Origin of the sequence: Lysinibacillus sp. OL1 (assembly GCF_004332175.1) — a bacterium.
GTDB lineage: Bacteria > Bacillota > Bacilli > Bacillales_A > Planococcaceae > Lysinibacillus > Lysinibacillus capsici.
Window position 1 is genome coordinate 89,465 of sequence record NZ_SJDS01000001.1, and the last position, 23,612, is coordinate 113,076.

23 protein-coding genes are annotated in these 23,612 nt (G+C 32.9%); 17 read left to right on the plus strand and 6 right to left on the minus strand.

All coding sequences use genetic code 11. The annotated features are described in order from the left end of the window. Nucleotides 1-28: 28 nt before the first annotated feature. Nucleotides 29-448, minus strand: coding sequence for an ATP-binding protein (locus EW028_RS00480; RefSeq protein WP_131519540.1), 420 nt, complete (start codon nucleotides 446-448; stop codon nucleotides 29-31). A gap of 6 nt (nucleotides 449-454) precedes the next feature. Next, complete coding sequence (locus EW028_RS00485; protein WP_131519541.1) at nucleotides 455-1,588, minus strand: SpoIIE family protein phosphatase; 1,134 nt, start codon at nucleotides 1,586-1,588, stop codon at nucleotides 455-457. A gap of 584 nt (nucleotides 1,589-2,172) precedes the next feature. Between EW028_RS00485 and glnA the strand changes: the two genes are divergently transcribed. Together glnA and EW028_RS00495 are read left to right on the plus strand one after the other, a co-directional pair. Continuing rightward, on the plus strand, nucleotides 2,173-3,507 hold the full coding sequence (glnA, locus tag EW028_RS00490) for a type I glutamate--ammonia ligase (protein WP_131519542.1): 1,335 nt from the start codon (nucleotides 2,173-2,175) through the stop codon (nucleotides 3,505-3,507). Nucleotides 3,508-3,592: 85 nt separating this feature from the next. Then, nucleotides 3,593-3,787 carry a hypothetical protein gene (locus EW028_RS00495; RefSeq protein WP_048391275.1) on the plus strand — a complete coding sequence of 65 codons (195 nt, stop codon included), beginning with the start codon at nucleotides 3,593-3,595 and terminating at the stop codon, nucleotides 3,785-3,787. 34 nt (nucleotides 3,788-3,821) lie between these two features. On the opposite strand, the gene EW028_RS00500 is transcribed toward EW028_RS00495, so the two are convergent. After that, nucleotides 3,822-4,205 carry an NUDIX hydrolase gene (locus tag EW028_RS00500; protein WP_131519543.1) on the minus strand — a complete coding sequence of 128 codons (384 nt, stop codon included), beginning with the start codon at nucleotides 4,203-4,205 and terminating at the stop codon, nucleotides 3,822-3,824. Between the two features lie 257 nt (nucleotides 4,206-4,462). Between EW028_RS00500 and EW028_RS00505 the strand changes: the two genes are divergently transcribed. Both EW028_RS00505 and EW028_RS00510 read left to right on the plus strand, forming a co-directional pair. Next, nucleotides 4,463-5,326, plus strand: coding sequence for an AraC family transcriptional regulator (locus EW028_RS00505; RefSeq protein WP_131519544.1), 864 nt, complete (start codon nucleotides 4,463-4,465; stop codon nucleotides 5,324-5,326). 168 nt (nucleotides 5,327-5,494) lie between these two features. Continuing rightward, on the plus strand, nucleotides 5,495-5,998 hold the full coding sequence (locus EW028_RS00510) for a pyridoxamine 5'-phosphate oxidase family protein (protein WP_227744821.1): 504 nt from the start codon (nucleotides 5,495-5,497) through the stop codon (nucleotides 5,996-5,998). Between the two features lie 50 nt (nucleotides 5,999-6,048). Here EW028_RS00510 and EW028_RS00515 read toward each other — a convergent pair whose 3' ends face one another. Then, complete coding sequence (locus tag EW028_RS00515) at nucleotides 6,049-6,555, minus strand: GNAT family N-acetyltransferase (RefSeq protein WP_131519545.1); 507 nt, start codon at nucleotides 6,553-6,555, stop codon at nucleotides 6,049-6,051. 133 nt (nucleotides 6,556-6,688) lie between these two features. On the opposite strand from EW028_RS00515, the gene EW028_RS00520 reads away from it, so the two are divergent. Then, nucleotides 6,689-7,459, plus strand: a complete 771-nt coding sequence (locus EW028_RS00520; protein ID WP_131519546.1) for a GNAT family N-acetyltransferase — start codon at nucleotides 6,689-6,691, stop codon at nucleotides 7,457-7,459. A 40-nt stretch (nucleotides 7,460-7,499) separates the two neighbouring features. Here the strand turns inward: EW028_RS00520 and EW028_RS00525 are convergent, their stop codons facing one another. Continuing rightward, entirely contained in the window at nucleotides 7,500-7,763 is a 264-nt protein-coding gene (locus EW028_RS00525; RefSeq protein WP_081011051.1) for a Parvovirus coat protein VP1-like protein, read from the minus strand. 183 nt (nucleotides 7,764-7,946) lie between these two features. On the opposite strand from EW028_RS00525, the gene EW028_RS00530 reads away from it, so the two are divergent. The 8 genes from EW028_RS00530 to EW028_RS00565 all read left to right on the plus strand — a co-directional run bounded on the left by EW028_RS00530 (nucleotide 7,947) and on the right by EW028_RS00565 (nucleotide 18,554). Further along, nucleotides 7,947-8,984: a DUF418 domain-containing protein gene (locus tag EW028_RS00530; RefSeq protein WP_131519547.1), complete on the plus strand. Its 1,038-nt coding sequence runs from the start codon at nucleotides 7,947-7,949 to the stop codon at nucleotides 8,982-8,984. 137 nt (nucleotides 8,985-9,121) lie between these two features. Further along, nucleotides 9,122-9,778, plus strand: a complete 657-nt coding sequence (locus tag EW028_RS00535; RefSeq protein WP_131519548.1) for a hypothetical protein — start codon at nucleotides 9,122-9,124, stop codon at nucleotides 9,776-9,778. Nucleotides 9,779-9,801: 23 nt separating this feature from the next. Next, a complete protein-coding gene (locus EW028_RS00540) occupies nucleotides 9,802-10,161 on the plus strand; it encodes a glutathionylspermidine synthase family protein (protein WP_227744822.1) in 360 nt (119 codons plus the stop codon). A gap of 161 nt (nucleotides 10,162-10,322) precedes the next feature. Then, the gene (locus EW028_RS00545) at nucleotides 10,323-11,621 is read left to right on the plus strand and encodes a hypothetical protein (RefSeq protein WP_131519549.1); all 1,299 of its coding nucleotides are present in this window, start codon (nucleotides 10,323-10,325) and stop codon (nucleotides 11,619-11,621) included. Then, on the plus strand, nucleotides 11,621-14,563 hold the full coding sequence (locus EW028_RS00550) for a hypothetical protein (RefSeq protein ID WP_131519550.1): 2,943 nt from the start codon (nucleotides 11,621-11,623) through the stop codon (nucleotides 14,561-14,563). Before EW028_RS00545 ends, EW028_RS00550 begins: the two co-directional genes overlap by 1 nt. Before the next feature lie 10 nt (nucleotides 14,564-14,573). Then, nucleotides 14,574-16,295, plus strand: a complete 1,722-nt coding sequence (locus tag EW028_RS00555) for a site-specific integrase (protein WP_131519551.1) — start codon at nucleotides 14,574-14,576, stop codon at nucleotides 16,293-16,295. Further along, complete coding sequence (locus EW028_RS00560) at nucleotides 16,288-17,034, plus strand: hypothetical protein (protein ID WP_131519552.1); 747 nt, start codon at nucleotides 16,288-16,290, stop codon at nucleotides 17,032-17,034. Before EW028_RS00555 ends, EW028_RS00560 begins: the two co-directional genes overlap by 8 nt. A 383-nt stretch (nucleotides 17,035-17,417) precedes the next feature. Then, the gene (locus tag EW028_RS00565) at nucleotides 17,418-18,554 is read left to right on the plus strand and encodes a hypothetical protein (RefSeq protein ID WP_131519553.1); all 1,137 of its coding nucleotides are present in this window, start codon (nucleotides 17,418-17,420) and stop codon (nucleotides 18,552-18,554) included. Between the two features lie 624 nt (nucleotides 18,555-19,178). On the opposite strand, the gene EW028_RS00570 is transcribed toward EW028_RS00565, so the two are convergent. Next, on the minus strand, nucleotides 19,179-20,654 hold the full coding sequence (locus tag EW028_RS00570) for a M1 family metallopeptidase (protein WP_131519554.1): 1,476 nt from the start codon (nucleotides 20,652-20,654) through the stop codon (nucleotides 19,179-19,181). A gap of 190 nt (nucleotides 20,655-20,844) precedes the next feature. Between EW028_RS00570 and EW028_RS00575 the strand changes: the two genes are divergently transcribed. The 4 genes from EW028_RS00575 (at nucleotide 20,845) to EW028_RS00590 (ending at nucleotide 23,598) form a co-directional block, all read left to right on the plus strand. Next, the gene (locus tag EW028_RS00575; RefSeq protein WP_131519555.1) at nucleotides 20,845-21,240 is read left to right on the plus strand and encodes a hypothetical protein; all 396 of its coding nucleotides are present in this window, start codon (nucleotides 20,845-20,847) and stop codon (nucleotides 21,238-21,240) included. Nucleotides 21,241-21,674: 434 nt separating this feature from the next. Continuing rightward, on the plus strand, nucleotides 21,675-22,082 hold the full coding sequence (locus EW028_RS00580) for a DUF5412 domain-containing protein (RefSeq protein ID WP_373564985.1): 408 nt from the start codon (nucleotides 21,675-21,677) through the stop codon (nucleotides 22,080-22,082). A 128-nt stretch (nucleotides 22,083-22,210) separates the two neighbouring features. Further along, on the plus strand, nucleotides 22,211-22,771 hold the full coding sequence (locus tag EW028_RS00585) for a helix-turn-helix domain-containing protein (protein ID WP_131519556.1): 561 nt from the start codon (nucleotides 22,211-22,213) through the stop codon (nucleotides 22,769-22,771). Continuing rightward, on the plus strand, nucleotides 22,735-23,598 hold the full coding sequence (locus EW028_RS00590; RefSeq protein WP_131519557.1) for an IS3 family transposase: 864 nt from the start codon (nucleotides 22,735-22,737) through the stop codon (nucleotides 23,596-23,598). The genes EW028_RS00585 and EW028_RS00590 overlap by 37 nt, the downstream gene beginning before the upstream one ends. Nucleotides 23,599-23,612 lie beyond the last annotated feature (14 nt).

Genomic DNA, 23,612 nt, shown 5'->3' on the forward strand with positions numbered 1-23,612 from the left:
TAAAACGCCCCCAATTTTACGTTTACTTTTATAGATGAATCTTTTTGGAAATACCAACTAAAAATTTTGTTTCAGAAATATTTTCGAACCAAATATGGTCGACCATATTTTTGACAAAAAATAACCCGCGTCCACGATCAGCATAATCAAGTTTGTCTAAATCGAATTGAAGAACTTTGTCCCAGTCCTTTTCGTCAATGCCTTTTGCTTCGTCAGTGACTGTTATTTTTATTTCTTCGTTTGATGGAGTTACATGTATTTGAATCTCCTTTTGAGCGGGTATATCAATTTTTCCCATAGCCTCTACGGCATTGATGACTAGTTCATGAACAACAAATCTTAACTCTCGTTTATAAGGTAGATTATATAAATCTGTATAATTCTCCATAACTTGATCAATAAAGGCTATAGCTTGTGTATCAGGATTTACATTGAGTGTGAATTCCATCTTCAATCACCTACCCTTTAATGTAATTGTTATTGAAACGACTGTGATGTCATCGCTGTAATCATTATCAAATAAATTGTACTTTTGAGAAAATTTTTGTAGTGCATAGCTGTTATCCTGTGAAGCATAAGTGTAGAAAAAGTCCATATCAATTGAGTTTTGCTCGTTCAATGTTAATAATCCATCCGTATAAAGAATAATACGATGCCAGCCTGATAAAGGTATTGTTTTTTTATTTATTTGAATAGTAGGGAATAGTCCGAGGATAGGCGTATTCGCTGGGAGGAAGACTGTTTCTCCATATTTTCCAAATAAAAAGCCAGAAGGGTGAGCCGCATTCACATAGTGCAAAGTGCCGTTTTTTGTATCGAGAAGTATGTAGATTGCTGTCATTAAAAAACGGTCCATATCTTCATCAGAAAATAGCTCGTAAATTTGGCGGTTAAGTTCTTGGATTACGGCTACTGGATCAATTAACTTAGTAATTATTCCTTTTAATAATGATCTGATGGACATAGTAACGAGTGATGCAGCTATGCCATGCCCCATTGCATCGTACAGAAGAATGGCGGTTAAATGGTCATTAATCTTAAACCAGCAGTACATGTCACCTCCTAGTGTATTGGATGTTACATAAAGACCATCAACCTGTATTTGCTCAAGATTTAATGGAGGAGATAGTGCATTCTTTTGGAATTTTTTTGCAATAAACAAATCTTTTTGAATCATACTTTCTTGCTGCTTTCGAAGTTTGGCTTCCCTCTGATATTTTAAGGCTACTTGAATTCGAGTCTTAAAATGAGTAAAATCAAACGGCTTTAAAATAAAGTCGAAAATGCCTGCTTCAAAAACCCTATCGATTGTTATGTTTTTTTCGTAGGTAGTAGATAGTAGGATAGGGACATCTATCCAATTTTTAAGTGCATGAATGTGCTGACAAATTTCCTCGCAATTGCTGAGTGTCATTTTCGTGTCAAGTACGATTAATTCCAGCTCATCTTTCAAAGCTGAATCTACTAAATAGTTCATTGCTGCTTCCGTTGTTGAAAAGCAATGAATATTGGGGATGCTGATACGATGAAAATACTTTTGCAGACGTAGCACATCATTACTTACGCTGCCAATAATTAATACTGACATGCCTACTTAATTCACCGCCTTATGTATCTATAACTAAATATTTCCTGGAAGCCAACATAATGATTTCTAACCATAATTATATACTCCGTATTTACTTATAATATGAATAAATTAAAATTCTAATTTGCTATAAATTTACCAATAAATATCGCATTATACAAGGCTTTTGTGATATAAAGTAAAACTTAATCAATAGGATTTTTGACATCTTGGTTCTTGGATAGGGTTCACGGGTTATCTTTTTAACGATGTTCTTGATATATCTCCATTTGATGCATGTAGAAGTAGTGAATGCTTCGTCTCGTCATGATATAGGCTGTTTATTTTTAGAATGACGAAGAATTTTTATAAGACTAAAGGCCTTTTGTAGAAAGTGGTAGTTTTGCCCTTTTTTAAAGATGAAAGATCTCGCTATTTGAGATGGAGATAGGGTAAGAAAAATTAATCTAAAATAAGGATTAATATATTCGATAAAAGGCATGTCATAAAACCTTACATACACATTGCTTATTCTTCAAAAATAATGTATTTTTAGAACAGTTATAAAAAACGTGTTAATAAAAATTACATTGGAGTGGTGAAGAATGAAACATTATACCAAAGAAGATATTATACGCCGAGTGAAGGAAGAAAATGTGAAATTTATTCGCCTACAATTTACAGATATTTTAGGGACAATCAAAAATGTGGAAGTTCCTGTCAGTCAATTAGGAAAAGCGCTTGATAATAAAGTTATGTTTGACGGCTCTTCAATCGAAGGTTTTGTGCGTATTGAAGAATCAGATATGTATTTAAAGCCTGATATCAATACCTTCGTGATTTTTCCTTGGACTGCTGAAAAGGGGAAAGTAGCTCGCTTTATATGTGATATTGCAAGACCAGATGGTACACCGTTTGAAGGAGATCCACGCGCCAATTTAAAACGCGTATTGAAGGAAATGGAGGAGCTGGGCTTTACGTCGTTTAATTTAGGGCCAGAGCCTGAATTTTTCCTATTCAAGTTGGATGAAAAGGGGCATCCGACACTGGAATTAAATGATAGTGGAGGCTATTTTGATTTAGCGCCAACTGATTTGGGAGAGAACTGTCGTCGTGATATTGTTTTAGAGCTAGAGGGAATGGGCTTTGAAATTGAAGCATCTCATCATGAAGTAGCACCAGGCCAGCATGAAATCGACTTTAAGTATGCGAGTGCTATTGAGGCATGTGACAATATCCAAACATTTAAACTGGTGGTAAAAACCATTGCTGCACAGCATGGTCTCCACGCAACATTTATGCCAAAGCCACTATTTGGGGTCAATGGGTCAGGAATGCATTTTAATCTCTCCTTATTTGAAGGTGACAAAAATGCCTTCTATGATGAACATGCAGACTTGCAATTAAGCGCAACCGCACGTAACTTTATGGCAGGAATTATGAAGCATGTGCATGGCTTTACGGCTATCACGAATCCACTTGTCAATTCCTATAAACGATTAGTACCTGGCTATGAAGCCCCTTGCTATGTAGCATGGTCTGCTCAAAACCGTTCACCATTAATTCGCATTCCAGCAGCACGTGGGCTATCTACACGAATTGAATTGCGCTCAGTTGATCCAGCAGCAAACCCTTATTTAGCAATGGCTGTAATTCTAGCATCAGGGCTGGATGGCATACGAAAAGATTTAACACCACCAGCCGCGGTAGACCGTAATATTTATAAAATGACAGCAGCAGATCGGGAGTTGAACGGGATTGATAGTTTACCATCCTCATTAGAATTTGCGCTGATTGAATTAGAGATGGATGCCATTGTTCGTGATGCATTGGGAGACCATATTTATGATAAATTTACAGCTGCCAAAGAAATTGAATGGAATAAATATCGCACACGTGTCCATAACTGGGAGCGTGAGGAATATTTAACGATGTACTAAAGGTGTTGGGGCTTTTTTAGCTCCAACTTTTTTGTGTGACATGAACTTCTTTTTGCTCTATCATAAGATTAAAGGAGTGTGGACAATGACACAGATAACTCAAGTTGTGACAATTCAAAACAATGATATTGTGCAATTTGAACTTGATATTAACCGTGCTTTAGTAGATTTAAAAGGCTTTTTCATACTTGATATCAAATACAATACGCTCTTTATTGGAGAGCAGACGGTCATCCATTCTGCTTTAATTATTTATCAGCAAAACAATTACACTATTTAACAAGAGGGGTCATGTCGATGAGACGTGACTTTTTTTATTTAAATAACGATAAGAGAAATACCCGATCTTCTGGAAATGTTAGGGGTAAAAGCGCTACTTCCTCTTTAGATTTCCATGCTATGTCATATATTAATTCATCGGGATCATGTATCATCATTTGTCCACCTGTTAAGATGGTTTGAAAATAGCGAACTTCCACTACTTCATTGTACTTATAATAAATTTCCTTAATAATATCTACTGTATAGCCTGTTTCTTCATAAACTTCTCGTATACAGCAAGTCTTAAAATCTTCCGTGGCCTCTTTTCCACCTGATGGCACAGTCCAAGTTTTCTCTTCATCAACAGTTCCTTGTAAAACCATTAATAACTGATTACTTTCATTCAAACAAATAGCAGCAGCACCTAACCATTTCATCGCAAAGTCCCCCTATATCTTCTCTTATACCGTTTTACCATTTAATAGAAACTCTTGTAAATATATTTTAGAAATATTTTGGATGTTTTTTGATTTCTACTACAATGGAATTTTAGGGAAAAATAGTGAGTGGGATAAGAAATTAAAAGTGGGGAGCTAGTCAAAAAATGCTTTCCATTTAACCTGTCCGAAGTTAGCATAAAAAGACAGGTTATGCAGCAATATCTATTTTAAGATGGAATCAAGGAGTGAGAGCAATGAGTTGGATTGAGTCGATACAAAAGGCCATTAATTATATGGAAGAACATTTATTAGAGGATATTACGATTGAACAGATTGCACAGGAGGTTAATTCATCTGTCTTTCATTTTCAGCGAACCTTTGCCATTTTGACAGATATGTCTATTGCAGATTATCTACGGCGAAGAAGATTAACGTTAGCTGCACAAGAATTGCTGGGTACTGAACAAAAAATAATCGATCTCGCCTACAAATACGGCTATGAAACTCCTGAAGCCTTTACTAAAGCGTTTCGAAAACAGCACCATGTAACGCCTAGTGAAGCAAGAAAGAAGCAAGGACCATTACAATCATATAATCGCCTGGTCATACAGGTAAGCTTGAAGGGAGCAGAAACAATGAAATATAAAATTATTGAAAAAGACAAGTTTCAAATTGTGGGTGTAAAAAGAACATACAACTGTCAAAATGGAGAGAATACTACGGAAATACCTCTATTTTGGCAAGAGGTAAACCAAAGTGGCTTTGATCACCAGCTATACCAATTAAATAATGGCACTGTCAATGGTGTATTAGGTGTTTGTGTACCTAATACTGAACAGGGACAAAAGGGCTTCATTGATTATTGGATTGCTACTGATCATGTAGGAGAGGTAGGAGAAGATCTCTTAACAATGGAAGTACCTGCATCCAAATGGGTTGTCTTTGAAGTACATGGACCTATGCCTGATGCAATGCAAAATACGTGGAAACAAATTTATTCAGAGTGGTTCCCATCCAACCCATATGAACCAGCAGGAACAGCGGAATTGGAGGTTTATCCTGAAGAGGATGCTTATCGCCCTGATTCGTATTCAGAAATTTGGATTCCAATTAAATAACAAGAAAGCCGAGGATGCTATACTAGTGCATCCTTGGCTTTTATTATTCTACTGAAAAAATTTACCCTTTTTTTAATTTTGTTAAAGATGTAAAATATATATATGTTTGGAATAAACGGTTTAACGACGTTTATTAATCGTTACATAATTTCATGAGGGGGTTAAGAAATGATGAGAGGTACGATTCAAAACAAACGTGTGGAAATTTCACAAGAGGACGCACAGCAATACTTAAAGTTGGGAAAAGTTGCGCATGTTGCAACAGTTGATGAGGAAGGTTTTCCTTATGTTATTCCGTTTGTCTATGTATATGAAGGGGAGGACAAACTATACTTGCATATTGGTAATCTTCGAGAAAGTCACTTTTGGTCAAATATCAAACATAATCCTAAAATTTGTATAGAAGTTTGCGATATGGGTGATTTACATCCAGGCAAAAAATACGCGTGTCAATCCGCACTAGTTTATCAAAGTGTTGTTTTGTTTGGACATATCGCAAGAATTGAAGAGGAAACGAAAAAAGAGTGGTTCTTTGATGCGTTACTGGAGAAGTATGGCAATCCCGAATGGACATTTGAAAGAGAAGGCTATCCAATTATGCCCAAAATTGAACTATTTGAAGTAAAAATAGAAAAGCTGACAGGGAAAATTAATCACGGCATGTATCACTAATTAAAAAGGCTAAGTATTGGTTGAATTCTGCCATGCTTAGCCTTTTCTCATTAAGATTTTGTTAAAGTGTAAAGTTGTAGAGTATCTTCAGTATTATGCTTCTCTTGGTAAATGAAGTTCAATTTTTTTAAAACCTTGATTGAATTGATATTGGCAGCGTCAACTTCTGCCACAATTGTTTCCATTTGTAAGTGCTTAAAGGCATAATCAATTAAAGCAGTTATAGCTTCTGTTGCATAGCCTTTTCCCCAATATTCCTTGCTCAAATCATAGCCAATCTCGGTTAGAGCATTGTCATAATCAATCTTATTAAAGCCACATGAGCCAATGATATGTTTGGATGCCTTTTCAAAAATAGAGAAGCGGATTGCCTTATGTTGCTTAGTTAATTGTTCTAGAAGTTCAATCATTTCCAAGGCCTGCTCTTCTTGTGTAAACTGGGTAATATTCATATACTTGGTTACATCAGGATCAGACCAAATAGCTAATAAACTTTTAGCATCAGCTTTCCTCATTTTTCGTAACCGTAATCTTTCCGTGTCGATATGGTCAATCAATACTTTTACCTCCAAAATTATAATGATGTTGGATGAAAAATATTGCTATCTGCGCATAAGTCAGTCCCTTCATATGGATTTAAGTTTATTATAATAGAAATGATATATACTGCAAAATACTGGAGGAAATAGCATGATAAAAGTCTCGGAAGAGCAATATCCTATCATTAAACAATTTATTTCAAGAGCCCCGACATTTGTTTATAGTATACTAGATCGAATGATAGAAGGAGCTGTCTATTCCGATACAGTTGCTTTTCGAACATTATTATTCCACACGAAATCAGGGATATACTATGTATATGGCGATGAAAGTAAGACTTCGATTGATCATCAGCTAGCCTATTGTTTGCAACAGGCTATAGAACAACAGAAACGGTTTACCTTATTTTCTTATTCAGAACAGTGGAATACTAAAATCGAACAATTGTTAAATAAACAGCTGAGAAAGCTAGAACGCTATACATTTACATTTGATGAAAATATTTATAATCATCGAGAGAAGCGTGGGGAAGGTGACTACGAAGTCAGATCTATTACTGAACCCCTGATTAAAAATTCACTGGAATTTGATCAGACATATTATGAGGAATATTGGGATTCTATCTCTAATTATCTCAAGAATGGTTTTGGCTTTTGTTTCGTACACAAAGAACAAATCATTAGTGAAGCCGTCTCTATTTTTAAATCAAATGAGTATGCAGAAATTGATATTATGACAGATTCAAATTTCAGAGGACAAGGATTAGCAAGTAGCATTGCTGAAACATTTATAGATCATTGTCTTGTCAACCAGCTAAAGCCTTGTTGGGATTGTGATATTTCGAATACAGGATCCATTCACCTAGGCACAAAGCTTGGTTTTACGACACCACAAAAATATGCTATCTATACAAAAAGCTAGCCCACGTGGTTATTAAAAACATCGTGAGCTTTATCTGCTTTTAAAAGAAACGATTGCGTAACTCAAAAACTCGATAGAACAGTCTAGCGTCTCTAGCCATTTTATTTGGTGCATTCATATGGGGGCGGAGGCATTGTTGAAACAATTCATCACAGTATTTTGTGCTACCGTGGCGTTCATAGCATTCATCATGCAGTTTACAGCAAGCATCCACTGCATTTGTAGGTGTACCTGGTCCTGAGCAGCCGGGACCACAGTATCGGTAGCCAGGATAACAAAAACCGAGCTTGCGATTTCTATTCATCTCCTAAACCTCTCTTTTCGATGTTTTTACTATAAAATATGTAATATTTCATCGTAGAAGAGGATAAAAAACTATAAGACTATTCTTTTTGATTTGTAAGGTTCCTGTAAGCTTAAAAATAATTAGTTGTAAGGATAGGGAGTTATGCTAGCTATAGCATAAAAGATAAGGAGCTTTTTCAACATGAATCCATCCGTTACACAAAAAGAACGAATCATTTCCTTAGATATTATACGGGGATTAGCATTATTTGGTATTTTATTTATTAATGTAGGTGCTTATCAGCTCATAATAGAAGGTGCACCAATGCCTGATATGAGTGGAATGAATGGGGTTATTGATTCACTTATTAATATTTTTATAGAAAAGAAATTTTTCTCTATCTTTTCATTCCTATTTGGAGTTGGCTTTTATATTTTTGCTACACGTGCAGAAGCGCGGGGGGATAGACCGAGAATGCGCTTTGCAAGACGCTTATTTGCTTTATTGGTTATAGGTATTATTCATATTTTTATATTTTGGGGCTCTATCCTAGCCATTTACGCAGTGATTGGTTTTTTATTGCTACCATTTTACTCTGCGAAGGTTTCAACGATTTCTAAATGGTTGTTTACGATTATCGCACTGCATATTCTGGCACTATTAGGACAAATGTATATGCCGTCTAATGCGCTTTCGTCAGCTATATTTGGCTTTTTAGGCAATGATGCCGTAGCCATCTTTATTATGTTTTTAAGTGGATTTTTAGTAGCAAAAGCTGATTGGATTGGGCATATTGGAGCGCATAGTCAAAAAATAAAACGGTTGCTTTATAGTACTTTCCCATTCTTTATTGGATTCTCATTATGGATTTGGTTTGGCTCACAAGCAGATGACCAACAGCTTCAATCTATCATTGGCTTAGGGGTTGTTCCCACAACCTATTTTTACCTAAGTTGTTTGTTTATTCTATTAGAACATAAAACAATAGCGAAGCTACTTCAGCCAATTGGACGTGTTGGGCAAATGGCCTTTACAAATTATTTGGCGCAAAGCTTTATTGGAACAGCCATGGGGCTAGAAGTAGTTTCACCATCAGATATTGTAGTAATAGCAAGTATTACGTTTATCATTCAAATAATTTTTAGTGTGATTTGGTTTAAGTTCTTTACAATAGGACCATTTGAAAAATTATGGCGATATATGACTTATGGAAAAAAAGTCGTGTCCAAACAATCATAAAACACTGTAAATCCCAAACAATCCTGCTGTTTGGGATTTTTTTCTGCTAAAATAAATTGTATGTTTTTGTAAAAAATGAAACCTATAATGGTAGATATTCGTAAACTAGGTACTAGAAATAAAGGAGCGTTTATAATATGGCAAAGCAAATAAAAAAATATATGGCTGTGACAACGGCATCTTTGATGGCTGTACAGCTAGCAGCATGTGGAAATAGTGAAAATCAAACAGCAGAAGAATACCCTTTAACTACTTCTAATCAGGTAACGGAAGATCAAAATCAAGCAATTGCAAGTGATGAAATACAAAGTGTTTACAATAGTGAAATGGCTGATGCCTGTGATGAATGGCAAGAAGGTGATGATGGTTCCTTTGAATGTATCGATGAAAATTCACCTTACTATGCACAGCATTTCTTTAATGGTTTGATGTATGCAACGGCTGGAGCCATGATAGGAAGTGCGATATACAAAAGTCGCAATTTAAAAAATGGTACAGATCGAGATGAGCCAAGCAATGGTGGCGGTTCAGCAGTGCCACGATCGTCATCAAGCGCTAAGGATGAAAGTAAACCAACAAATGGTATCACAAACAGTACGCAAAATAAGGCTAGTTCAACTTCAGGTAGCTCAACTTCAAGTGGATCAAATTCTTATTCAAGTGGACAAGGCTCCTATTCGACGGATAGTTCATCTAAGAGTTCCAATTCCTACTCCAATAGCTCTTCCTCAAGCACAGGAAAATCGGGCTTTGGTTCTGGTGGGGCATCTCGTGGCGGCTCGTCCTCCTCGTAAGGTTTGGATAGGGAGTGAAGAACATGATGAATCACACACAGCAACGACAAGCATTTTACTCAAAATTCCCTGACTTCTTTCCTGACTTTGAGGATTTAGAGTATGCATTATATGATGTTTTAGAATTATCAAAGCAACAAATTGATCAACTTCATTATGCAACACAGATACTTTGGCGGATCTTTTTAAAAGTTGGGAAACAATTTAAACATTTATCGGTCGATCAGCTCTTAGCCTTAGGTATTCGACCGGAAATGATCCCATATATTCAGTTAGACTATTTACAGCAGCAATCAATTCTGGCACGATTTGACTTTATTTGTACAGAGGAGGGCTACATTAAATGTTTAGAGTTAAATGGAGAAACCCCTTTTCTTGTATAGTAAGTATGGTTTAGGGCGGAATTTGAAATTTAATACTTATACATAGTAGAAACCCTTGAGCCTCAATAGATTGGAGGCTTTTTTTATTTCCCCAAGTCATATGAAAAGCGGGAAAATTATGATAGTATATATATAGATATTATTGGTAAAGGAGAAAATTTATGTTATTAAGTGATCGATATAGGTGGACTACAAAAGACGTACCAATAGAAAACGTCTTAAACAATGGGCATATTGAAGATGATAGAGCAGTAATAATATGCGTTGAGGATAAAATGAAAGGGATAAAGTTTCCACATCCTATTACTCATTTTATTAAACAGATATACGCTCATAAAGGTACTTCAATAAACACACAAAAAAATGCAGCTAGGGAAATATGTAAGTTCTTGAATTTTATTAACAAACAAATTTCATCGAATGAAGAAGAATTTATGATGTTGAAGGAAGAAGGAATTCCTGGTTTACAGCCAATTCATGGTGCAAGATATATAACCTTTTTAACGAATGAGAGGGATAAAGACAACAAACAAAAAGATTATAAGTATGTTAAAAACATAGAGAGATATTTAACAATATTTTATAAGTACCTATCCGACATGGACATAATAGAAGATATAGAGTTTGTTGATCATGTAGACAAGCTAGACAGAATAATTGTAGAAACTCCTTTCGACGACCCAAAGTTTGGCATTCAATATCCGAAAAGAAACGATGGCGAAAAAATAAAATACAAATTAAAAGACTTTGGTAACGAAACGGAAAAAAGAGACCAAATGATTGTAGAATTCCTAAGGGTTGCTGAAGTTACATGTCCAGAAATTGCGTTTGGTATAGGATTACAAATATTCGGTGGACTTCGTAAAGGAGAAGTTGTAAATATAATGAGCAGTAGTCTTCCAACAAATTTTTTAAATGGAGAAAATGCAATCGTAATCAAAGATAATCAAAAAACGTTATTTGAACGTCTTAAAAGCCAAGGTAAACAAGAAGTGAAGAGACCTAGATTACAACTGTTTTTTGCTAACGAGTTATTAAGAGATATGTACAAGAGTCACCTAATTAGAATTGATTCACAAAAGAATCGTCGTAATATGTATGCTTTTTTTTTAAACAAGGATGGAGAAGCAATCTCCGGGGAATCATATGAAAAAAAATTTGCCAAAGTAAAACGAAAGTATATTGAAATTTTAAGAAAAACAAATGGTAGATACAGTGATTTCAAGATACTTGATGAGTCTATATGGGGAACGCATATTGGTAGAGGTATTTTTACAAATATTTTATTTGATTTAAAAATAGATGAAATACAAATGGCAATTTTGCGTGGTGATATGAGTACACTATCATCAAAGGAATACATCGACAAAAGGAATGCATTAGCTCACTTCCAAAGCGCTATGAACGGAATTTATAAAACAGATAGTCTATCTAAAACATTAAGCTTTGAGGTGAAATAATGGAACATAATAAATTTACAGAAGGACAGATGATAGCTATTTCTATTCTTAGCACTCCTGACAGAAATGGACTAACTCTGGCGGAAATAGCGGAGAAATCAGGTGTCCCTTACTGGACATTAGCACGATGGAGAAAAAATGAAATCTTCATGAAAGAAGTTTTAAAACTAAACCCTTTATATTACGAGAAAAGTTTATCAAATGTTCAGTTAGAAGTTATAGATTTATTATCAGAACCTAAATATAAACGATTAACTCAGAAAGAAATAGCAGAAAAAATGAACATCTCAGATTCCACTATTGGTTATTGGTTAAAAAATGATTTGTTCAATTCAGAACTGAAGAAGAGAACAGATGAGAAGATGATTAGCAATCCTATTAATGAAAAATTTTCTGATGTACAACTTGAAGCTATTCAACTGTTAACTAATTATAAAATGAAAAATCTTACTCACAATTCAATAACGGGAAAATTAAAAATTCATAGAAGTAAATTGAAATCTTGGCTAAAAGACCCTTATTTCTTAGCGGCTATCAAGGAAGCAGAAGAAAAAAACAATACTGATTATTTATCCCCTATTCAACTTAGAGCAATAAATCTCGTTTCTAATGAATTAAAAAAAAATATCAACCTATACAGAATAGCTAGGATGTTAAAAATTTCTTATAAAACTCTTATTTCTTGGTTAGAAGATGAGGTTATAAAAAAACTAGTTATAAAAGCTGCTCAGGATAAAAATATTCCTTTAGAGAAAACCCCATTTTCCCTTCTAATTAGACAGAAAAGAAAATATGGCGAAATACTTGATGAAACAAACACGTATTCAAAGAAGCAAGTGATGGAATTATTATCAATTAATTCTGAAAATGAATTTTATAAGATTATACAACATCATCCTATCCCATTTATTTATTATAATGGTGCTTACAAATTTTACATCAAAGCAGAAGTTGAAAATTTAGTGGCAATTCAAAAGCAGTTGTTGTCAGATTACGTAACAGTTGAACAAGTACAAGATATGTTATCAGGAACAGAATTAAACTTTAGAAGTCAATCAATGAAAGATGGAATCGAGGAAACAAGCCCAGCTATAGTAGCTTTAATACGCCCTATTCATAAGAGAGTTTCTAAGCTATACAAAAAGGACGATGTCCTTGCTTGGAAGAATAAACAGTTATTAAAGATTTCGGCGAATACTATAAGCTTGGATAATTCATATGAGACTTTCCTTTATAGGTTGGAAATTAAGGAAAAGATGGATGATACATTGTATTTAAATAATTTTGGACCATTCACTAAAGAGAGTTGGTTAGCTTATGTAAGAAATAAATTAAAAAATTCAACTGCCAATCAAGAGACACTGAACAAGATGATTGGTACATTCATACATTGTACTTCAGAGCTAAATGAATTTTTGGGAAGTAAAAAAAGTCATGAAATTTATTCGTTTAATTCAAACGAAATAAATATGCTTTTTAATGGAATAGGAAAGACACATGCGGAAAGTATATATCTTTATTTAAAGAATATTTCAGATAAGTATGAAGAAGTGAGAAAACGTGCTTATAAAATAGACAATATAACTAATCCTTTTGAAATACCTCCTACCAAAAAGCATTCTAAAGAAATTTATGATTACAAAACATTTAAAGATGTTATGAAATTTTGTAACAATATTTCTTTTCAAAAGGAACGAGCTATCTCGGATATTATTGAGGAAATCAATAAAAAGAAAAAGAAATATAAATATTATGGATCGAGTTGGTTGTACATGCTTATGCATTTAAATAACGCATGGAGAAATTCAGATGTTATAACTTTTCCACGAATCAGTTTAGAAGGAACAAGTATCGTAGACTTGGAGTGGTTAAAAGAGAATGATATCCCTCCTACTGATGCAGATATTATCGTAAATCAAATTCAACGGAAAGATTTAACTATTTCTAAAACTCAAGTGAAAAACCACTTTTTTATTTCCGATGAATTAAAGTTAGCTTTTGCAACAGCAGCAGCTATTTGTGAATTGCGTGTACAAAAATTGAATCCTTTGAGAACAAATTTAATCGATTTCGGAACTAAAACTAATGTATTGACACCATCAAAGAGCAAGAATTTTCTTAAAGAATTAGATAACGAAGAATTTGTTTTTGGTTCCAAAAAGATGAATCGAACTTTAATGTCTTACGTTTATTCCATCTTGAGCAAAATGAAAGGTAGTGATTATGCGTTAAAAGTAGTCCAAAATATGCGTGGTCATGTTGATGAAGAAACCACGTTGATATACGTAGATTTAACGCAAGAAGCTGTAGACGATTTGACAAAACAATTATTTGATAGAGGGGCATTTGGGTTTATTTATGATACATTTATTGATTTCATCAATGGTGTAGAACTGAATAGGCACAAAAGAACATTGGAAATACAAAGTTTAAAAAACAATTTCGGTAGCCTAGAAAACGTAGAACACTTATCTGGTTTTATAAATTCAATACAACAAGAACGCCAAGCTATCATGGATACAATTTATTCATTAGGATTAGAAGAGGCTAGATTATATGTTAACAAAATACATGCGAATGTAATGTTGGGTAAAGATAAAGCTACACAGTGTTTGGTATATAAAAGTAAAGGATGCTTAAAACCCCATTTACCGTGTTTAAATTGCGTTTATTCTATTCCTAACTATTACACCCTTTCTGTATTGGCGGATAGCTTAGAACGACGTATAGAGGGGTATTTGATCATGTTAAGTTCAGAAGAAGCAAATTATAATGAACAAAGAAAATACATTCGCCTGCTATACACAGAATTGGAGTCGTTTTTTGAAGCAAAAGGAAAATTCGATGAAGAAGTTTATACTTTCTTATCTATTAGCAAAGAAGACTTTATAGAAAAATTAACGAACTTACCCGCTAACAAAGAAAATTTTAATTTAGAGTAAGGTGGAAGATATGCATAGTGCCAGTGGAATAGAGGATTTAATTGATGTAGAAGAATTAGCTAATGAAACGTATTCGTTAGAAGTAAGTAAAGAAAAAGCACGATACATTTTAAACAAAATAGACGAAGAAGATGTTAATTTCAAAACAACTTTCAAAGATAATATATGGACATTTTCTTGCAATACACGTATAGGCAGAACACACTCCATTAACTTTAATGATCTAGAGTTGATTTCTAAGAAACATAAGGGAATCAAAATCTTAGAACTAGTTAAATGTTGGTGTGCAGAACTTCTTGATTCTTATGTACCATCTACAGTCACACAAAAAACTAATCAGTTAATTTCAAGTATTTATAAAACAGATTTTTTTAGCGAAGAAAAACTAGATGATTTTATAAATTATCTTTCAGAAGAAGTGTTTGTTTTTAGCAATGTTTCTGTTATGGAATATGTTAACAATTCTAAAAGTAATTTGAAAAATGCTCACAAAGTTTTAAGTATCATAAACAGCGTCGTATCATTTATCAATTATTTAGATTTATCCGGACATGAAAGTTATGTACGGGAATTAGTGAATTTAAGGAGGAAAATACCTAGAGATGTCAATAACAGACTTCTTCCTAAATCTAAGGATGTTTTAACCCTAAATAATTGTATTGAACATTATTTTGAAAATGGTTTTAGTTGTGAAAAAGTAATACATTTCTCACCTATATTAATTTGGTGGAAATTAACTAACATCATTCCTATGCGTATTAGTGATTTTTGTAATATCAGTAGAGATTGCTTAGATGAAGAAAACTGCACGATAACATTACCTAGAATAAAAAATACTAATTCGAAAAGAAATCTCCAAAAGATAAGCACTATCGCTATAAATAAAGAGATGTTTGATTTGATAAATGAATATATTATAACAACAGATTCATACGGAAGAAGCGATACATTGATTTCTTGGAAAGCTATTAACGAAACAGGTTCAAACATTTCTAGTGCTTATAGAGATTACTGGTTTAGTAAAAAGGCTCCTGAATTTATACATAGCAGTAGTTTTCATAATTTATTAAAATCTTTTTATAAAAATATCGTTACAAAATATTATCACAAAGATTACGAAAGAGAAGTTAATCCTAATGACACGCGTCACTTTGCATTTTGTTCTCTTATGTTACAAGGAATATCACCTGTTGAAATAGCTCGACTAGGAGGGCATTCAACGATTGAAGCTCAATATCATTATTCCAATCATACGGAGTATTTCATAGACATAGAAGTTAAGAAGCTTATGGAGTCATACCGAATAAAAAACGGGCAACTTAGTAATTCGACAATTAGCGGTCTTGAATTTTCCAGAAAAGATGTAGAATCGAAAAGTTTTAATTATCCTAAAAGCAGCACCCGTTTAAAAATGAATATTGGATATTGTACAGATGAGTTACAAATATGCGAAAGCGAAGACTGTATGCTTTGTAGCAAATGGTGGATTTCTCCTGAAGAACTTGTAGATAATCTTCATTTAATTGAGGAAAAAATAAATTCTAGAAAACAAAAAATAACAGAGTTATCAGCATTTTTAAAAACGTTAAATGAAAATATTACTACTACAATGTTTAAAGAGGGATTAATGAAAGAAGAGCTAGAGGCGTTCGAAACAAGCGCTAACGAGATCAAAAGCCATATTGAAGCTATAGCTCGCTTTAAGGAAATAGAGGGAGATGTTTATGAGTAAGAAAAGGAAAGGTAGACCAAGCCTAGAATACGATGAACAAGAACTGTATAAGATAGTTCAGCATTTTAGAGAGAATGTAAGACCAACTGGATTAATAAAGTACGCAGAAATATACAGATTTCATATTGAATTACATGAGAAGAATCCGGAATTATATAGCAAAACATTTAGTCAAGACTTTTGGAAACGCGAAGGACAACCAGGCAGGAAAGTGATAGATACAGCAAACGCCATTAGGACCGTAAAAATTGTTAGAGAAAACGAAATAGAGACAACAATACCGAACATTATAGATGTAATCGATAGGTACGCGAACAATAAAGAGAAACTTCATACTCATTTAAATCCGATAGTGGTTGAGTTAAGACGCATCGCAAGGGAAAACGATACTTTAAACGATAAAATGGATAAATTGAAAATCGAGTTAATAAATGAGAAGGAAGAAAAACGTCGATTAATGGAAAAGGTCTCTATACTGGAAGAAACCTTAGCTAAACTGTTTTATTATAGCGAAAAAAAAGGAACACCTTTAGAGAACTTATTAGATATTAATAACGCTAACAAACGTATTAAACGAGCTTTAAATAAAGCATTTGATTATGATAGCCTCACTGATTTTTATTTTAAAGCTTCTAACGATAATGCATCAGAGGCGGGAGAACCACCCTCTTCGGAAAACGTTGTACCATTTAAAAAACCTAATAAAAGCATAGTAGATGAATTTAAAGATAGGTTTTAAAGTAAAAAACCTCCGGTGAATATTGCGGACTAAAAAGACCAACTGTGCGCTAAATTAAGCCATACAGAGCCACTCAGTGCGACTGGAGAGCCATTTAACATTTATTGAGGGTGGTTATGACACAGTTGCAAGTACTATTATAGATATTTGATTAATCAAGTACTCAATTTTTTTATTAATCTTAATAGAAAAAAAGATGATACCATATTATGATTGAACCTTTTCAAAATTACTCAAAGTTAAAATATAAACAAATCAATTCAATGTTATATAACTATAAGTTTTTTTGTTCAATTTAATATTATGAGTTCAATTATAAATATAGAATTATATTAAAATAAAGGGAAATATTTATTAGTTAGTTTAAAGAAGGGTGAATACTTATGAAAATGAAAAATTTAGTGGCTTTATTTGCAGTTATATTGATATTTAGTTTTACATTGAAAGTGCATGCTGCTTCCCAAGTATCATTAGACTCGCCAGAGTGGAGTTATACAAGTGAGAATACGGATATTCTTAGTGAATTTAAAAAATTAGGAGATTATATTTATATTCAATATAGGGGAGACGATACGAGGTATGAAATATTAAATGATAAGACAGGTAAAAAAACTGGGGAAATTCAATCTCAACGTAATACATATTTTGCTCTAGATAATAAGGGGAATATTTATATTATATCGAATGATGGACGTTCAAGAAAATTAGTTTTAAATATTTATAATACTCATGGGAAAAAAATTGGAACTTATAATTTCAGTGAAACAGTTGATTTATATAGTATTACAGCAACGAAAGATGGGAAAGTACTAGTTTATATTAGGAATAATGTTGCGAAAAATATAGTATACAAATTTTCTGATTCAGGAAAAATACTAAAGAAAATGGAAACATGGGATTTTGTAAACGGATATTATGGAAAATTGTATGCATATAAAAAAATAGACTCGAATAGTGGAAAGATGTCATTTTATGATGATAATTTAGTAAATAGTAATAGTTATACTAAATATGTAGAGCAGGGGTATCATCTAGGTTCAAATGCTGATGGGGTAATGTACTTTAATAAACATGAATATAATAAGCCTACATTTACAATTAGTGCTGTAAAAGAAGATGGGAAACTGTTATGGAAACAAGATTTCAAGGGTCAATTGACAGCAGATAGTTTTAATAAATTTGCTTATTTAAACAACAATTTAATTGGTACAATGAATTTTGTAGTTGCAGCGGATAATAATATTTACGTATTTAATAACAAAGGACTGATAGCAAAAAGACAATTTTCATATAATACAGATTGGCCTGAGAAAAGCATGAAAATAAAATATGGATATGACAATACAATAATGGTAGAGGAAGATACAAGCTTAACGATAGTAAATGGGAATAATCTTAAGACAATAAAAGAAATTAATATTCCAAAATATAGAGATGATAATTATTATTATGATGGAAATGGAATTATTTATGCGACATATGATGATAAAATAATTAAAAAATTCGATTATAAAAAATAATAATTCTGCTGAAAGAAGAATTAAAAAACTTTTCAAGTGAAGAAAAACCATTATTGAAATTTGGAGTCATGATGGTTCAACTGCGTTCAAAAAGTGAATTTTTGGGGGTTTAGTTGATTGGGATAATGACTTAAGTTTAGTTTCGAGAACATTATAGTGAAATTGTGACAAACAAGTTTAATTCCATTTACTAGAAAACATTATGTTTGGAAAGATTTTAAATCAATTTATAAGTAAACAAAAAAGAGCCGGTAGAAGGCTTGAGTTAATATATTATAAAGACATTGGGTGACTGTAAAAAAGTTTGATCATTTATAATAAAGATTGATAATTTGTAATAAATTTTGATTAAAAACATCTCACTTCTATAGTTTTTTAGAGGTGAGGTTTTTTTATTGGAATTTATGATAATATCACCTAGGGGATTGTGAAGAAATGTACTTAAACTAACGGAGCAGGATAGTTAAAGAACATTTACGGTACGTTACTTCTAGAAGGAGTAACTAAATGAGAGAAATAAGAATGACAAAAAAGGTATCGAGAATACTCTTCTCGATACCTTTTATCTAAAGTTCAATGCAGCCTTAAAGGGTGCTTTTTTACGTCTCTTCTGACTCTTTGTTTTTATTTTTCTAGTTCTAACCAACCCTCAAATAGGGTATCATCTTTTAAATCAAAATAGTATTTTACGAATCTCACAAATTCTCTAGTATCAACTTCTTTATATCTATAAAAATGATAATAGCTTTTTAAAAATTTTTCAGCTTCTTTAACCTCTCCATTATCTTTAAATAATTCCCATAACTTTGTGGCAGATTTTCCATAGACATATGAACTCATGTTGGATTCATATTGATCGAGAGGTAAATTTACTGGTAACTCTAAATTAGGATCCGGTCTGTACATTGAATTATAATCTTCAGCCTCTTTCAATTTCGAAAGTTTGAATAAACTCGCTGCAAATACTGCGAAACCTTCATCTAACCATGCATCACTATAAGGATCGTTGCTAACGATCCCATAAAACCATTGATGAGCAATTTCATGTATCACCATATTTTTTAGCTCTTGAGAATTACTAGGACCAGTATTATAAATCGAACCAACTGTAACTATTCCTGGATACTCCATCCCCATTCCATCTACTATAATATCAAATTGTTTGAAAGGATAAGGCCCCATAATTTCTTCAAAATAGTTTATTGCAGCTATAGCCTCATCTGCTATTTCTCGATATAGTTTTTCTTTATTTTCATTAAATCCAAATACTCTAACGGAAAGGCCCCCATCATTTTCCATAAGTATAGGATCTTTTAAAATAGCGACAAATATTTCCTTTATATTCTTTGCTTCAATGGAACCAACGTTTGAACTCGGAAAGACTTCTTTATCAGATGAAGATACAAAGGTGAAACCTTTCGGAATATCGTATGTTAATTTAAAATTACTAAATCCAGTATGGTAAGTCTCTCCTCTATCTTGGTAAGACTCCTTGTTCCACCGATAGTTCCTATATGTTGCAAGCATTGGGTAAAATTGAGCTAAATGAAAATTACCATTATTACTCTTTGTAAATCTTAAGCCTTGTTCAGGAAAGGTGAGTTCATAGGAAAAATATACTTTAACTTCTTGATTAGGTTTCAACTTATGGGGAAGTTGAATATTTAAAGTATCTCTTTCTAGTGTGTAAACGACTTTTTTACCATCAATAGATATGTCATGAAAATTAACTGTAGAGGGATGTTCCAGCTCTGGTGAAACACTTTTTGTAAATATATTTGGTATAAAATAGAAAGTTAATTGTTCCCAATCATCGGTAGATAGATTTTTAATTAAAGCGGTTGATTCTAATTGGAAATTTCTGTTATTATCCATTGTTAGTTTAATGTCATATTCACTAGAATTTCCAGTATTTACTCCTTTGGAAATAAATTCTCCTCTATTCACTTTTTTAGTAACCGTCGATTCCAAATTATCATCTTGTTTATTTAACTTCCATGCTGCGAAAAATACACATATTAAGACTAAAAATATAATAATTATTTTCTTCTTAATAACTTCCCCCTCCAATCTATGTAACAATAAAAATAATTTACCCACTATATGAATTTACTAAAAAGTTTTTAAATTTATACATATATCTTGAACTTAATAGTTACTACGTTTCTGTTTGAACCCACAATAGGTTTTTAAATCTATATAAGTCTTACTTTAAGACTTATTATTCAATGAATATTCAGTAATCTTAAGTATAATATAGATATATACAATTATTGGAAATGGGGTATAAATGAAAAAGAAATTAAGTGTATTTTTACTATTAACAATATTGGCTTGTGGTATTTTTTCATTTTCAAATAATTCTTATGCAGTGACACAGGAGATAGAATTAATAGACGGCTTTCATTCTACGGAGTTTCAAACTGAAACAATTTTAGATTTTCAAGGTATTTCCTACTTAACTACGAAAGAATATTTACACACACCTTCTGGATTACCTATTTATACAACTGAATTATTTTATGCCGATTACCGTGAAGCACCCGAGTTTATCGAATTTACAAAAGATGTTGAAGGACATTTGTATAAAGGTACTCTAGAACTATATCAAACCGAAAAAGATAAAGTTACCTGGAAAGCTATGTATAGCGGGATAATCTCCAAAGTCGAATCGTCTAACGAATAACAGTTACATTTCATAAAAAATTTATACAAGTTGTATTCAAATAACGTTCCCAAATGGAAGTTTAGAAACAGACTTAAATGCCATGAATGTTGTGAAATCAGCGTTCGTGGCTTTTCTTATGAACATTGTTTATGCGTTATTTTATGCATTTTTGTTAAAAGTCAGTCATGGCAAAGGTTTTGAAGCATTTGAAGTGATATTGCACTATCGTCTTTGATGAATAAAATCTTGTATAAAAATTGAAGTCTTACGGCGTAAATCTGCATAAATTTTACTCCCGTCTTATTGAACTAACGGGGTGCGATTCTCAAATAAGGATTGCGTCATTTTTCATTAACTGATTAGAGTTTGGAACAATTCTTATGGAAAGACCGTTTATCTAAAATAAACCATATAATCCCAATGTAATTTACCATTTTTAAGGAGGTTGAAATTTGAATATTGAAGAAAAGAGCGTAGTATATGCGAAGAGGAATATATACAAAAAATTGCTATTAAGATTAATGATAGGTTGCCTCCTATTTATTATTTTAATTGGATACGGGGTTTATTGGGCATTTTATGATATGAATAGATTACAAACAGGAGAGTATCTCACAGAAGCAACTTCACCTGATGGAAAATATACTATTAAAGCATTTGTTACTAACGGCGATGCTACAACGTCTAATGGGATTCGTGGGGAATTAGTATTTAATGAACAGGGATACAAAACTAAAAATATCTATTGGAATTATCGTGAAGATACTGCAGACATAAATTGGATAGATAACAACAAGATGATAATTAATGGGTATACCCTTAAGGTCCCTAATGAAAAATTTGATTATAGACATCAATAATAGCTTTCTTCTTCTAGTGTGATGCTTATTTCTTATCTCTTTCCCATATATACTATTCAACAATCGGGCGCAATTCGGTACTGCACCCCAAAAGTTAGAGTGAAAAACTAACTTTTGGGGTGATTTTTATGACTAAATATAGTGAAGAATTTAAATTGATGGTGGTTCAAGAATATTTAAGTGGCTCTATAGGATATCGAGCGATAGCGAAGAAGTATGGTATAGGTGATTCTCCATTAAGGAGATGGGTACGTGCTTATAAAGAGTTTGGACGTAACGGCTTATTAGTTAAGAAAACGAAGCTGTTTTATTCTGTTCATTTTAAAATAGATGTATTAAACTTTATGAAACGAACAGGTGCTTCCTATCAAGATACTGCGATTCACTTTAACTTGAATGATCCAACTTTAGTTGCCAGTTGGTATCATCGATTTTTAAAAGAAGGGATAGAGGGCCTGCAAAAAAATTCAAAGGGGCGCCCGTCAATGTCTAAGAAACAAAAGTCAACAGCGAATAACCAAGAAAAAGCAATGTCACGTGAGGAGCAGCTAGAACGCGAAAATGAACTGCTTCGTTTAGAGGTGGCGTATTTAAAAAAGTTGAAGGCTTTTCGGGAGAATCAAGATGCCTTCCTCGAAAAGCACAAGCTGCCATCGCCTTCGAACTTAAACAAGAAGGATTTCGATTAAAAGATATTTTAAAACAAGTGGATATTCCAGAAGCGACGTATCATTATCATATCAAACAGATGGGGCAAAAGGATCCAGACGTAGAGTGGAAAGTCTTGATTTTAGAGACTTTTGAAAAACATGAAGGTCGATATGGCTACCGCCGAATTCATGCGGAATTAAGAGTGCAAGGACATACAATTAATCATAAAAAGGTACAACGAATCATGAAAAACCTAGGGTTAAAATGTGTAAAATTCGTACGTAAATCACGCTACAAATCATACAAAGGAACAGTTGGGAAAGTCGCTAAAAACCTTTTGAATCGTAGATTCAGAACGTCATATGCCCTTCAAAAATTGGTGACTGATGTAACTGAATTTAAATGTACAGATGATGAAAAATTATATTTAAGTCCGATCATGGATTTATATAATGGTGAGATTATTGGGTTTAGTATGTCAAAACGGCCAAGCCTAGATTTTGTGTTAGATTCACTTAAACAAGCACTTCCAATTATTCTAAAGCGTGCTGAATATCGGACAACAATTCATTCTGATCAAGGATGGCACTATCAACACAATACGTGGGTGAAAACATTAAGGCAGAACAGGATTTTTCAAAGCATGTCTCGTAAAGCAACATGCGCAGACAATGCGGCCATGGAGAACTTCTTTAGCTTACTAAAACAGGAAATGTATTATGGAGAACAATTAATCTCTTATAAAGCATTACAAAAGAAAATAAATGAGTATATCAATTATTATAATAATGTTCGTATTAAACAAAAACTGGCCGGCATGAGTCCGGTAAATTACCGAAAACATGCCAGCCAATTAGCTGCATAATAAAAACTCTAACT

Excerpts from the sequence above, each read along its gene's own strand:
- EW028_RS00480 (WP_131519540.1), bottom strand. The coding sequence starts at position 448 with ATGGAATTCACACTCAATGTAAATCCTGATACACAAGCTATAGCCTTT.
- EW028_RS00485 (WP_131519541.1), bottom strand. The coding sequence starts at position 1,588 with ATGTCAGTATTAATTATTGGCAGCGTAAGTAATGATGTGCTACGTCTG.
- glnA (WP_131519542.1), top strand. The coding sequence starts at position 2,173 with ATGAAACATTATACCAAAGAAGATATTATACGCCGAGTGAAGGAAGAA.
- EW028_RS00495 (WP_048391275.1), top strand. The coding sequence starts at position 3,593 with ATGACACAGATAACTCAAGTTGTGACAATTCAAAACAATGATATTGTG.
- EW028_RS00500 (WP_131519543.1), bottom strand. The coding sequence starts at position 4,205 with ATGAAATGGTTAGGTGCTGCTGCTATTTGTTTGAATGAAAGTAATCAG.
- EW028_RS00505 (WP_131519544.1), top strand. The coding sequence starts at position 4,463 with ATGAGTTGGATTGAGTCGATACAAAAGGCCATTAATTATATGGAAGAA.
- EW028_RS00510 (WP_227744821.1), top strand. The coding sequence starts at position 5,495 with ATGATGAGAGGTACGATTCAAAACAAACGTGTGGAAATTTCACAAGAG.
- EW028_RS00520 (WP_131519546.1), top strand. The coding sequence starts at position 6,689 with ATGATAAAAGTCTCGGAAGAGCAATATCCTATCATTAAACAATTTATT.
- EW028_RS00525 (WP_081011051.1), bottom strand. The coding sequence starts at position 7,763 with ATGAATAGAAATCGCAAGCTCGGTTTTTGTTATCCTGGCTACCGATAC.
- EW028_RS00530 (WP_131519547.1), top strand. The coding sequence starts at position 7,947 with ATGAATCCATCCGTTACACAAAAAGAACGAATCATTTCCTTAGATATT.
- EW028_RS00535 (WP_131519548.1), top strand. The coding sequence starts at position 9,122 with ATGGCAAAGCAAATAAAAAAATATATGGCTGTGACAACGGCATCTTTG.
- EW028_RS00540 (WP_227744822.1), top strand. The coding sequence starts at position 9,802 with ATGATGAATCACACACAGCAACGACAAGCATTTTACTCAAAATTCCCT.
- EW028_RS00545 (WP_131519549.1), top strand. The coding sequence starts at position 10,323 with ATGTTATTAAGTGATCGATATAGGTGGACTACAAAAGACGTACCAATA.
- EW028_RS00550 (WP_131519550.1), top strand. The coding sequence starts at position 11,621 with ATGGAACATAATAAATTTACAGAAGGACAGATGATAGCTATTTCTATT.
- EW028_RS00555 (WP_131519551.1), top strand. The coding sequence starts at position 14,574 with ATGCATAGTGCCAGTGGAATAGAGGATTTAATTGATGTAGAAGAATTA.
- EW028_RS00560 (WP_131519552.1), top strand. The coding sequence starts at position 16,288 with ATGAGTAAGAAAAGGAAAGGTAGACCAAGCCTAGAATACGATGAACAA.
- EW028_RS00565 (WP_131519553.1), top strand. The coding sequence starts at position 17,418 with ATGAAAATGAAAAATTTAGTGGCTTTATTTGCAGTTATATTGATATTT.
- EW028_RS00575 (WP_131519555.1), top strand. The coding sequence starts at position 20,845 with ATGAAAAAGAAATTAAGTGTATTTTTACTATTAACAATATTGGCTTGT.
- EW028_RS00585 (WP_131519556.1), top strand. The coding sequence starts at position 22,211 with ATGACTAAATATAGTGAAGAATTTAAATTGATGGTGGTTCAAGAATAT.